Below are 12,253 nucleotides of genomic sequence, written 5' to 3' on the forward strand. Positions count from 1 at the left end.
GGACCCTGAGCAGGCGGGCGCCTAGCCCTCCGCGTCCGGAGCCGGAGGCAGTTGCGCCCGCACCGCCCGGAGGCGTTCGGCCGGGGCGGGGCAGCCGACCGCGGAGAGGGATGCGGCCGCTGCGTCCAGCCGTGCCCGGGCCGCGTGCGGGCGGTCCAGGCCGTAGGCCTCCACCGGGGCGGCCAGGCTCGCCATCTCGGCGTATTCCTCGGCATGCCGCGGCAGCCCTGCGGCCAGCCGCTCGGCCTCGCTGCCCGCCGCCTCGACCGCCTCCGGGTACCGGCCCAGCCGGGTCAGGGCGTCGGCGGTCTGGGTGCGCGTGTACATCAGCTCCTGGCCGCGGTCGAACTCGCCGGTGTCGCCCGGGGCCGCCGCGACCACCTGGTCCGCCTCGGCGAACCGGGCCAGGACGGCGTCCGCGGTGGCCTCCGGGACCTCCCGACCCGCGCCCTCCAGGAGGTTCCACGCGGACGCCCGCAGCATCCGGACCAGGCCGCCGGTCAGGCCCAGCTCCCGCAGCAGCTCCATGCCGCGGCCGAAGGCCAGTTCGGCCTCCGTGTGCGCGCCCGCCTGGGCCAGCGCGTGCGCGGCCTCGGAGGTGAGCTGCATGCGGGTCTCGGTGTCGGCGCTCCGGTCGGCGTACCCGGCGGCCCGGGCGAAGGCGTGCGCGGCACCGGCCGCCTCGCCGATCTGCTGGAGGCAGCTGCCCAGCAGCCAGTAGCTCTCCATCAGCGGTGCCGGGTCGTCCGGCCCGACGAGCCGCTCGACCTCCGGCAGGGTCTCCTCCGCGACGGCCGCAGCATCCGCGGGGCGGCCCAGCCGGAGCAGTGCGTGCGCCATGCCCATCCGGCAGTTCGCGGCCAGGTCGGGGGCGTCGTGCGCATCGCACCAGTCCGCCGCCCGGCTCGCCTGCTCCACGGACTCCTCGAACCTGCCCTGCCCGGCGAGCGCCTTGGCGAGGTCCGCACGCAGCGGCCCGGACGGGATGCCGACGGAGGGGTACGTGTCGGCGAGGTCGGCGGCGCTGCGCAGGTCCGGTTCGGCTTCCTCGGCGGACCGGAACGCCAACAGCAACTGGCCGCGGATGCCCCGGGCATGGAGCGCATCCCAGGGGCGCCCCGCCTTGTCCGCAAGCTCGACCGCGGTGCCGAAAGCGGCGAGGGCGGTGTCGTGGTCCCCGCGCTGCAGCGCCACTTGGCCCTGGAGTTCGTACGCGGTGATCCGGTGCTGCGCGAGACCGCTGCGGTCCGCTGCGTCTGCCACCGCGTCCACCGCTTCGGCCAGCCGGGCCCCGGCGGTCGGCTGCTCCTCCTCGGCGCTGCTCAGCGAGGCCAACTGCACCACCGCGGAGCAGCGCAGCACCCGGAAGTGGCTGCGCAGGTGCGCGGGGTCGTCCGCGGCGAGTGCGGCGGTGCGGGCGGCAAGGTCGGAGAAGTCCGGCAGCGGCACCACGGTCGCGGGCTGCGGACCGGCCGCGTCGGTGCCGCTGTGCCCGGCGCGGTCGTGCTGCGCTCCCAGGAACAGCGAGAGCCGGCTCATGGCCTGCGAGGCGGCGGCCTCCGCGGGCGAACCCGCGGCGTCGAACATCTCCGCCGCTTGGTCCTCCCAGGCGGCGGACTCGCGGTAGTCGTCGCGCAGCCGCGCCTGGTACGCGCTGTCGACGTGCACCATGGCGGCGTCGTGGAGCGGGAGTTCCTTGCCTGCGGCGTTCGCCGCCTCGGCGTACTGCCGCCACGCCTCGCTCATGTCCGGGTGGGCCTGGTCGTACAAGTCCTTGGCTCGGGCGGCCAGTTCTTCGAGGCCGAGGGCCGCGGGGGGTGCCGCGGCGGGTGCCGCGGGCGCGGGCGGAGCCGTCCGCGGTGCGGGCAGCACCGAACGCACGCCCAGCACCAGCCGCTCGGCCAGCGGCTCCTGACCGATCCGCTCGTGCATGCGGCGGGTGACCGCGTCCGTGCCGTTGCGCGTGTCGAACCGGGCGGTCAGCGACTCCATTTCGGAGCGGCACAAGGCGAGCAGGTCGGCCGCCGTGCCGTCGGTGCCGGGTACGTCCGCGACCGGCATGCGGCCGTGCCCGGTCGCGGTCAGCCGGTTCAGCAGTACCGCGGCGCCTTCCAGGAAGCCCAGGTGGTCCAGGAGGTCGCTGGCGGGCCGGGCGAGCCAGCCGCGGTGCTCGGCGAGGATCTCCGCGCCGCGGCCTTCGTTGCCGGTCAGCGCGCAGAACTCGATGTGCTCGGCCACCGTGCTGTAGGTGCTGACCTTGCCGCGCACCTTGCGGTAGCCGCGCAGGTGGTGGCCGCGGGCCTCGTCGGCCCGGCCGAGCCGGACCAGCGGGAGCAGCGAAGCGCCCAGCGTGTACTGGGGTTCCTCGGCGCACGACAGCGCACCGGCCAGCGTGGGGGCGAACAGGTCCAGGGCGCCCGCGTCGTCGCCCCTGCCCATGAGCCAGCGGCCCTGGGTGCGCCGCTCGCACGCGTCGCAGTCCGCGAGTTCCTCGCGGTCCGCGGCCAGCCACGCGGTGAAGGCCTGCTGTGCGGCGTCGTCGTCGCCGACGTGCCGGGCCAGGTAGAAGGCGTTCTGGTGCACCGGCCGCATGCTGTGCCCGGCGGTGCGGTAGCGGCGCTCCATCTCGGCCTGGTAGCCGCGGATTGTGGCGAGCGGCACCTCGGGGACCGCGAGCAGCGAGCTGGTGATCCACTTCAGATACCAGAACAGCAGGTGGGTGAGCCGCTCGTCGAACTCGCCGGGCTGCTCGTCGTACAGCCGCAGCAGCCGGGCCATCGCCACCGGGCTCTTCGGCGACTCGCCGCCGTAGTTGTAGGCCTTGATCGCGCCGACCAGGCTGTACGCCAGGAGCTGCGGGCGGTCCAGGCGCGCGGCCGCGTCGACCAGGGCCTCGGCCCGTGCGGTGCGCGGTATGCCGTACGGCTGGTCGTCGTTCGCCGTGTAGGCGGCGAAGAAGGAGTCCTCGTCGGTGATTTCGTCGAACATGCCGCTCCCCGTCACTTCTCGTCGGCCGGGCCGGCCGGGTCGGCTGCCGCCCCGCCTGCCGTGTTGTCCACCGCGCGCTCCAGCAGCCCCAGGAACGACCGGTTCAGCAGCGTGCTCTCCTGCGCGGAGAGCGGGCGGCGGCTGAGCAGCAGCGCCTGCCCGTACAGTCCCTCGACCGTGGTCCGGGCCAGTTCCTCGTCGGGCACCGTCAGGATGCGGCGCACCAGCGGGTTGAGGTGGTTGAGCACCAGGCGCGCCTGCGGGGCGTCGCCGCGCAGCGCGCCGAGGATGCCGGCCCACAGGTCGTCGCCCGCGCTCGCCGCGGCCGATTCGGCCTGCGCGCGGGTGCGTTCGTTGCGCTCGTCGCGGCCGTCCAGCAGCAGCGCGGGCACCGCGACCGGGTGGAACGTGCGCAGCGAGGGCTCGCACTCCAGCGGTGCGAGCACCGTGCGGGCCAGCGCCAGGAAGTCCCCGGCGGCCAGTTCCACGAACGGGTCGACCGGGTCGAGGTGCGCGGTGACGGTGTCGGGGTCGAGCCGGTCGACGACCGTCCCGGGGCGCAGCGCCGGCAGCCGGCCCACCAGGTCGGCGTCGTACGTGTAGCCGCCGTTGACCACGCCGAGTCCGGCGGCCGCGGCGATCGGGGCGATCTGCCGGAACTCCTCGACGGTGTCGGTGATGTGCACGACCCGGTGCCGGCCGGCGAACTCGTCGAGGCTCACCCGGCCGTCGGTGGTCTCGAACGGCAGCCAGGGCAGCATGAGTTCGAGCAGCTCGTCGTCGTGCCGGGCCATCGCCTTCACGCCGAGGTGGTGCACCGCGAGGAACCGGCCGAGCCGCTCGGGTTCGTGCGCGGCCAGCCCGGTCAGCCAGCTGCGGAGGCCCGCTCCGAGGGCGTCGCGCACCGCGGCCAGCGCCTCGTCGTCGTACAGGCTCTCGCGCGAGGCGGTCGGCCGCAGCGCCTCGGTGTCCACCGCGCAGCGCACGAAGAACGCCCAGTCCGGCAGCAGGGTGTCGGCCGACTCGGTGAGCAGCATGCCCTTGAGGTGCACGCGGTGCTTGCCGCGCATCGCGGGGCTGACCGCGGAGGGCAGGACGAAGGCGGCGCCGCGCACGCCCGCGAGCGGGACGGACAGGTCGATGACGTCCAGCGGGGCGAAGCCGAGCGTCTCGGTGCAGTAGCGGGCGAGCGCGGAGTGCCGGGACTCCGGGGTCGGGTACTCGCGGTCCCATACCGCCGGGGTGTCGGTGACCAGGCTGGTCCGGCCGGTCTCGTCGGCGACCGTGATGTCGTACGGCAGCAGGCCGCCGAAGTCCCGGGCCAGGTCGAGCACGCGGTCCGCGGCGAACCACTCCTCGCTGCCGCGACGCGGCGTGAGGAGCACCGTGGTGCCCGGCTCGGGGCGCGCGTCGGCGGGCAGTACGCGAACCGCGTAGCGGCCGTCGGCGCGGGCCCGCCACTCGACCGGCGGGGCGTCCGGGGTGCCCGCCGAGCGGGTCACCACGGTGATCTCGTCGGCGACCACGAAGCAGGCGAGCAGGCCGATGCCGAACTGGCCGAGGTAGTCGCGCCGGGCGGTCTCCAGCGCATCGCGCTTGGAGCTGCGGCCGATGGTGGCCAGGAACCGGTGGACGTCCTCTTCGGTGAGGCCGATGCCGGAGTCCTCGACGCGCAGCCCGCCGCCGGCCGCGGTGAGCCGGATCGCGGCCGGCGCGGCCGGGTCCGCGGCCCGCCGGGCGGTGATCGCGTCGATCCCGTTCTGCAGCAGTTCGCGCAGGTAGACGCGCGGGCTGGAGTACAGGTGGTGGGACAGCAGGTCGACGAGACCGCGCAGGTCGACCTGGAACGTGTGGTCGGCGGCCGGGGGAGTCGCGCGGTCGGCGTCTGCGTTGCTCATGGCTGTCGATGATGTCCTGTCCGGCCGACAGGAAGCCACCGGGATACGGGGTGGATCCACCCTGGATCCAAGAGGTGGATCCAGGGTGGTTCCCGGTGCGCGGTCAGCGCGGTGCGGGCTGCCCCGCGCGCAGGGCGTCGAACAGCGCCTTCGCCTTGGCGTCGTCCCACTGGACGGCGGATCCGACCGGGGACTTGAAGTCCGGGTTCTTGATCGGGACGGTGATGGTGCCGCCGCTCCCGCCGGACAGCGAGCCCATGTCCTTGAAGAGCCCGTACAGGTCGAAGATCCCCGAGTCGTCGTCGACGATCACCGCACCCAGGCTGGCGTCCGCCATCGGGAAGCCCTTGAACGGGTTGAGCAGCACCGACGGCGACTTGGCCTTGTGCGCCAGCGCGGCGAGGAACTGCTGCTGGCGCTGCATGCGGCCGAGGTCCGAGGTCGGGTCGAAGTAGCGGGCGCGCACGAACGACAGCGACTGCTGGCCGTTGAGCGTCTGGCAGCCGGCAGGCAGGTCGGCACCGGACTTCTCGTCCTTGATCGGCGTCTTGAGGCACATGTCCACGCCGTCGAGCGAGTCGACGATGCCCACGAAGCCGCCGAAGCCGACCTCGGCGTAGTGGTCCAGGCGCATCCCGGTGGCCATCTCGACGGTCTGCGCGAGCAGCGGCGCACCGCCGAGCGCGTAGGCCGCGTTCAGCTTGTTCTTCTGCGCCTTGACCGGGGTCTTGCCGCCGTCGTACGCCGGGATCTGCACGTACGAGTCGCGCGGCAGGCTGATGAGCGTGGTGCCGCCCTCACCCTTGTGCAGCAGCATCATCGAGTCGGTGCGCTTGCCCGCGGCGTTGCCGGTCTTGAGGTCCTTCTTCTCCTCCTTGGACAGGCCTTCGCGGCTGTCCGAGCCGACGATCAGCCACGTGGTGCCCGCGGTCGCGGCCGGGCGGCCCTCGTAGTTCCGCAGCACGTCCTCGTGGCGGATCTTCGAGTCCAGCCAGAAGTAGGTGCCGGTCAGGAAGAGCAGGACGACGGCGAGGAACACCGTCACGCCGATCAGGATGCGCTTCTTCCAGTTCGGCGGGCCCGCGGCGCGGCGCCGCGGACCGCCCTCGCCGGGGCGGCGCGGGCCGCCGGGTCCGTCCGGACCGCCGGGGCCGTCGGGCCGGTCGGGACCGGCAGGACGGGTGGCAGGCCGCGGCGGCGGGGCCACGGGGTCGGACGCCGGTGCGGCGGGTGCCGCGGCCTGGTGCAGAGGCGGCTGCGGAGGGTATCCGGACTGGCCGCGTCCCGGCATGACCTGGGTGGGCTGCGCGTCCGGCGAACCGGGCGCGGCCGCGGGGCGCGGCGGCACGCCGGGGCCGGACTGCTGCGCGCCCGGGCTGCCCGGTGCCGGGATGGTGCCGGCCGGGCGGTCCGGCAGCGTGCCGGGCGGGGCTATGGGGCGGCCGTAGCGGTCCCGGGGCAGCACCGCCGTCGGCTCGGCCTCGGGCGTGCCGGCCGGCCCGGACGGCGGGGTGTCCCGTCCGTCGCGGCGCGGGCCCCCGCGCAGCCCGTCATCCTCGGCCCATCCGGGCGGCCATGAGTTCATGGATACGAAACTGCCACCGCGCGGGCATGCCGGGCAAACCCCGTACCGGCCCAGGACACATCTGTGGCCTGGTTGGTACGGCTGTGTCCGCTTGTTGACCCTCTTTCTCTTCCGGTCTCCGGCTCGGCCCGGGCGGCCCGGGCCCTACTTGCAGACGACCTTGTCGCCGGTGGTCGCGCTGATCGCGGGGGACGGGCTGCCGGTCCCAGCCGCCCCCGGGGTGCGGTCCGGCCCGGAGCTGCTCGCGCCGGCGCCCGGCGAAGGCGGCGCGGCGACCGGGGTGACCCCGGTGTAGGACGCGCCGACCACGACCTCGATGGTGCGGCCGAGGCCCTCGACGGGCTGCAGGCGCGAACCGGGCAGCGCGGCCGCCACGGTCTGCACCGAGCGGTCCCAGCGCGGGTCGTACCGGATCAGCGTCTGCGCGGCGTCGGTGATGCCGAGCGCCTGGCCGCCGCGGGCCGCGGCGCTCATCTTGAACCCGGCCGCGGACAGGTCGGTGTGCGCCCGGCCGCCCAGCCCCTGGGTGCCGGTGCCGTTGTAGACCTGCAGCCAGATGTCGGCGGGGGCGACCTCGACCGCCACCGCGCCGGGCGACGCCGAGCCGGTCGGTTTGCCCTTGTCCGCCTTCGGCGGGGCCAGCACGTCGCGGTCGTCGCGGATGGCGTCGAAGAGCACGCGCGCACCCGGCTCGTCCCACAGCACCGTCGAACCCCAGTCCTTGACCGGGTGGTCCATGGTCTTGAGCGGGATCTGCGCGTACGTGACGCCGGAGTTCGACAGCCCCTTCATCTTGGTGCCCAGGTCGAGCAGGCCCTTGACGCTGAGCTTCTCGTCGACGGTGATCGAGCCGAACACCGCGTCCAGGACGCCCTGCAGCTTGACCGGATTGGTCAGCGTGCCGGTGCTGGTGGCCCGGGCCAGCACCTGGCTCATGAACTTCTGCTGGCGCTGGGTGCGGCCGATGTCGCCGGTCGGGTCGCTGGACAGGTAGCGGGCCCGGACGTACTGCAGCGACTTCACGCCGTCCAGGTGCGTGGTGCCGGCCGGCAGGTCCAGGCCGGACTTGGGGTCCTTGAGCGGGATGGGCGTGCACATGTCGACGCCCCCGAGCTTGTCCACGACGCCCACGAACGCCAGGAAGTTGACCTCTATGTAGTGGTCGATCCGGATGTTGGTGGCGCGCTCGACGGTGGCGACCGTCAGGGCCGCGCCGCCCAGCGTGTAGGCCGCGTTGATCTTGCCCTTGGACTCGCCCGCGTCCTTGCCCGTGGTCTTGTCCTTGTGCGCGGGGAAGGTGACGTAGCTGTCCCGCGGGATGCTCACCACGGTCGCCTTGTCCCGCTTGGCGTTCAGGTGGACGATCATCATCGTGTCCGTGCAGTCGCAGCTTTCGCCGCCGGCATGCAGCTGGTTGAGCGTGCTGCGCGGCACGCCTTCCCGGCTGTCGGTGCCCACGATGAGGAAGTTGAGGTCGCCGGACGCACCGGTGTCCGGCCGGTCGCCGGAACCGGAGAACGGGTCCACGCGGTTGAGCTTGCCGTCCATGTACTTGACCCAGGCCCAGCCGATGCCGCTGGTCAGCAGGACCAGGACGGCCAGGAAACCGGTCACCGACATGGCCCATCTGCGGACCGGGGGGCCGGGGGGCTGCGTACGGCCTGCCGTGCTGCGCGTCGCCATGCCCTGCTCTTCCCCTCCTGCCGCCGGTCCGATCGCCCGCACCTGCGGCAGGCCCTCGAAAGAGGGACGTCGGCGCTGCGGCAACCGGTTGCGCCCCGGGGTGGCATTTGCCGGGAAAACACCGGAATTGCCGTGGTTGCCGTCCTTCGGCGGGCCCGGACGCGGATTACCCACCTTAGGGTGACGTTCGCGGGCGGTCGGAGCAGGCGCGCCGGGCTCCGGGACCCGGATCGGCGCCTCGCCTGCGGGCCTGCGCGGCCCGGCCGCGGGACGAACAGGAACCGGTCTCTCCGCTTTCTTCGGTGGACGGTGCCAACGTCCGGGGGCATCGGCAGTACGCTCGGGTTCCGATGAAGCCCATGTCCCACGAACCCACGTCGGCACCGGCTGCCGCCCTGCCCGAGGCCGCCCTGCCCGAGCCCGGCCGGCCGGGCGATCTGCCGCCGCTGCCGGACGCACCGCCGGTCTCGGTGGTCATGCCGGTCCTGAACGAGTCGCGCCACCTGGCCGAGGCGGTCCGCCGCGCGCTCTCCCAGGACTACCCCGGCGAACTGGAAGTGGTCATCGCGCTCGGCCCCTCGACGGACGACACCGACGAGATCGCCGCGCGGCTGGCCGCCGAGGACCCGCGGGTGCGCACCGTGCCGAACCCGAGCGGCCGCACGCCGTGCGCGCTCAATGCGGCCATCGGTGTGGCCCGGCACCCGGTCGTGGTCCGCGTCGACGGGCACGGCATCCTGCCGCCCGAGTACGTCCGCACCGCGGTGCAGCTGCTCAGCGACACCGGTGCGGCCAACGTCGGCGGGATCATGGACGCCGAGGGCACCACGCCGTTCGAGCGCGCGGTGGCCCGCGCGATGACCTCCAAGCTGGGCGTCGGGAACTCCCGCTTCCACACCGGCGGCGAGGCCGGGCCCTCGGACACCGTCTACCTCGGCGTGTTCCGCCGCGAGGTCCTCGACCGGATGGGCGGCTACAACGAGGAGTTCGTCCGGGCCCAGGACTGGGAGCTGAACTACCGGATCCGGCAGGCCGGACACCTCGTGTGGTTCTCGCCGCAGCTGCGGGTCTCGTACCGGCCCCGGCCCACGGTCCGCTCGCTGGCCCGGCAGTACTTCGACTACGGCCGCTGGCGCCGCGTCGTCACCCGGCACCACAAGGGCTCGGTGAACCCGCGCTACCTGGCCGCCCCGGCTGCCCTGATCGCCGTCGTCGCGGGCACCGCGGCCGGTGCCGCGGGCTTCCTGCCCGCGCTGCTGCTGCCCGGCGGGTACGTAGCCGGCATCGTGGCCGGATCCCTCTGGGAAGGCCGGGGCATCGGGCCCGCCGCGCTGGTGCGGCTGCCGGTGGCCATGGCCACCATGCACGGCTCCTGGGCACTCGGCTTCCTCACCAGCCCGCGCAGCCTCGCCGACCGGGTGGGCGCCGTGCCCGCACCGGCCCCGCGGGACCCGCGGGACGACGGCCGGGAGACCGGCCGGCAGTGAACGTCCTGATGCTCGTCATCACCAGCGTCGCGACCGACACCCGCGTGGTGCGCGAAGCGGCGACGCTGGCCGGTGCCGGGCACCACGTGCACGTGATCGGCCGCGGCGTGCCCGCGGACTGGACGCCGCCGCCCGGGGTCACCGTCTCGTCGGCGGGCGGCGCGTCCGTCTTCGCCCGGGCCGGCGCCCCGGTCGGCACCGGGCGCCCGCTGCCCCCGCACTTACGCGCGGCCCGCTGGGCGCTGCTGCCGCGGCACCGCGCCTCCGCATTCGCCGCCTGGGCCCGCGCCGCGCAACCGGACGCCGAGGCCCGCGACTTCGACGTCGTGCACGCGCACGACTTCAACACCCTGCGGCTGGCCGCCGACCTGGCCGACCGCCGCGGCGTACCGCTCGTGTACGACACCCACGAACTGTGGTCGGGCCGACCGCGCGTGGGCCGCCCCACCCCGGTGCTCGCCGCCCGCGAGGCCCGCCTCGAAGCCGAACTCGGCGGCCGCGCCGCCGCGGTGGTCACCGTCGGCGAGGGCGTCGCGGACGCGCTGCGCGACCGCTACGGCTGGCAGCACGTCACCGTCGTGCAGAACACCTTCCCGTCCGGCACCGCAGCCGCCTCCGTCCCGCTGCCCGAGCGCCCCTCCGGCGCGGTGTACGCGGGCCGCATCGCGCCCTACCGCGAGATCGAGACGATCGTCGCGGCGGCCCGCGAACTGCCGGGCTTCGGGGTCACCTTGGTCGGCCCGTCCGACGACACCTACCTCGCCGCCCTCGACCGCGGCCCCGCCGAGATCCGCGCCGCGCTGCCCGTCGACGACGTGGACGCGCTGCTGCGCGGCACCGGCCTCGCGCTGGTCACGCATTCGGACCGCTGGGAGAACCACCGGCTCGCGATGCCCAACAAGCTCTTCCACGCGGTCCGCGCGGGAGTCCCGGTGATCGCCACCGATGTGCAGGAACTGGCGCGCGTGGTCCGCCGCCACGGCCTGGGCACGCTGTACCGGCCGGGCGACGCCGCGTCGCTGGCGGCCGCGATACGCGAGGCCCGCGACCGCTACCCGGAACTCGCCGGGAACGTGCGCAAGGCCGAACCGCTGCTCTCCTGGGAGCACGATGCGCGGGCCCTGCTCGGCGTGTACGCCGCACTTCCCGGCACCAGCCTCTGACCGGAAGACACGACGCCATGACGGCACTTCGGGTGCTGTACGCCCCCCGCGACATCGCGGGGCAGCCCGGCACATGGGCCCGCGGCCTGCGCGCGCTCGGCGCGCACGCCGAGGTGTGGAGCTTCGGCGAGCCGGCCTTCGGGCTGGTCCCGGACCGGGTGTGGGACGCCGACCGGCTGCTGGCCGACCCGGCGTACCGCTGGGAGGTCCTGGACCGCGCGGTGCGCGGCTTCGACGTCTTCCACTTCCAGTACGGCCGCTCGCTGCTCAACGCGCACGAACCGCTGCTGCCCGCGCTGTGGGACCTGCCGCTGCTGCGCTCGCTGGGCAAGAAGGTCTTCATGCACTTCCACGGCTCGGACGTGCGGCTGCGCAGCGTGCACATGGAGCGCGAGCCGGACTCGTACCTCAAGGACGCGGTCGTCGACGAGGTGCGCATCCACGCCATGGTGGAGATCGCCCGGCGGCACTGCGACCGGCTTTTCGTGTCCACCCCCGGACTGCTCGACTACGTGCCGGACGCCGAACTCGTGCCGCTCGCGCTGGACGCCGCCGACTGGGCCGCCGAGCGCGGCCCCGAGCCGCGCGTCCCGGTGGTCGTGCACCTGCCGTCCAAGCGCGCCACCAAGGGCTCGCACCTGGTCGACGCGGCGCTGCGCCCGCTGCACGGCGAAGGCCTGGTCGAGTACCGGCCGCTGTCCGGGCTGAGCCACCGCGAGGTCAAGGCCGAATTCGCCCGCGCCGACCTGGTGGTCGACAGCCTGACCATCGGCGACCACGGCATGGTCGCGGTCGAGGCGATGGCCTGCGGCGCGATCGCCGTCGCGCACGTGCACGAGCGCAACCGGGCGCGCGTACCCGGGTGCCCGGTGGTCGAGGCGGTCGGTGCGGACCTGGGCGAGGTCGTACGCCGGCTGGCCGCCGACCCCGACGAGCGGGCCCGGCTGCGCAAGGAGTCCGTGGCGTGGGTCGCCCGCCGCCACGATCTGGCGCAGGTCGCCCGGCAGTTGCGCGACGCCTACCGCGAACCGCCGGTCCCGGTGGTGGCCGGCCGGCCGGACTGGCCGGTGGTCGAAGGCCGCGGCCGCATCACCGCGCTGGAGGCCGAGACCTCCCGGCTCCGCCAGGCCCTGGGCCGCCAAGGCGGATTGACCGCGACCGTCCCGCCGCGGTCCGCCCGCGACCGGGTCGAGGCGAACCCGCGCGTGCACCTGCTGATCCGCCGCATAGACGCGGCCCGCAAGCGGGCCCGGGTGAAACTGGGCGCCCTCCGCAAGCGCGGCTGACCGCTTCCCGCACTCTTCCCGCCCTCGTCCCGCAGTCCCCGGGCCTCCCGCGAGTCTTCTCGCGAGTCCGCGACACCCCGCCGCGCGACCCCGGGTCGGAGCCCTCCCGCGTGGCAAACTGGCCGCGTGTCCGGGGCCGGTTCCCGACCCCGGCCGCGCCCGC

The 12,253-nt window shown here is 74.5% G+C and carries 7 protein-coding genes; 3 read left to right on the forward strand and 4 right to left on the reverse strand.

Annotation, left to right across the window (positions count from 1 at the left end):
- Positions 1-21: 21 nt before the first annotated feature.
- The 4 genes from LZ495_RS36410 to LZ495_RS36425 form a co-directional block, all read right to left on the reverse strand.
- A complete protein-coding gene (locus LZ495_RS36410) occupies positions 22-2,988 on the reverse strand; it encodes an ATP-binding protein (RefSeq protein ID WP_235057439.1) in 2,967 nt (988 codons plus the stop codon).
- A gap of 11 nt (positions 2,989-2,999) precedes the next feature.
- Positions 3,000-4,886, reverse strand: coding sequence for an HSP90 family protein (locus LZ495_RS36415; RefSeq protein ID WP_235057440.1), 1,887 nt, complete (start codon positions 4,884-4,886; stop codon positions 3,000-3,002).
- Between the two features lie 103 nt (positions 4,887-4,989).
- Positions 4,990-6,471, reverse strand: coding sequence for an LCP family protein (locus LZ495_RS36420; RefSeq protein WP_235057441.1), 1,482 nt, complete (start codon positions 6,469-6,471; stop codon positions 4,990-4,992).
- A 144-nt stretch (positions 6,472-6,615) separates the two neighbouring features.
- Positions 6,616-8,154, reverse strand: a complete 1,539-nt coding sequence (locus tag LZ495_RS36425; RefSeq protein ID WP_235057442.1) for an LCP family protein — start codon at positions 8,152-8,154, stop codon at positions 6,616-6,618.
- Positions 8,155-8,600: 446 nt separating this feature from the next.
- Here LZ495_RS36425 and LZ495_RS36430 point away from each other — a divergent pair, with 446 nt between their 5' ends.
- From LZ495_RS36430 to LZ495_RS36440, 3 genes are read left to right on the forward strand one after another with little or no spacing between them, the layout of a single operon-like run.
- Positions 8,601-9,641: a glycosyltransferase family 2 protein gene (locus tag LZ495_RS36430; protein WP_268823823.1), complete on the forward strand. Its 1,041-nt coding sequence runs from the start codon at positions 8,601-8,603 to the stop codon at positions 9,639-9,641.
- Positions 9,638-10,804, forward strand: a complete 1,167-nt coding sequence (locus LZ495_RS36435) for a glycosyltransferase family 4 protein (protein WP_235057443.1) — start codon at positions 9,638-9,640, stop codon at positions 10,802-10,804. Before LZ495_RS36430 ends, LZ495_RS36435 begins: the two co-directional genes overlap by 4 nt.
- Positions 10,805-10,821: 17 nt before the next feature.
- Positions 10,822-12,090: a glycosyltransferase family 4 protein gene (locus LZ495_RS36440; RefSeq protein ID WP_235057444.1), complete on the forward strand. Its 1,269-nt coding sequence runs from the start codon at positions 10,822-10,824 to the stop codon at positions 12,088-12,090.
- Positions 12,091-12,253: the final 163 nt, after the last annotated feature.

This window comes from Yinghuangia soli (assembly GCF_021502675.1).
GTDB lineage: Bacteria > Actinomycetota > Actinomycetes > Streptomycetales > Streptomycetaceae > Yinghuangia > Yinghuangia soli.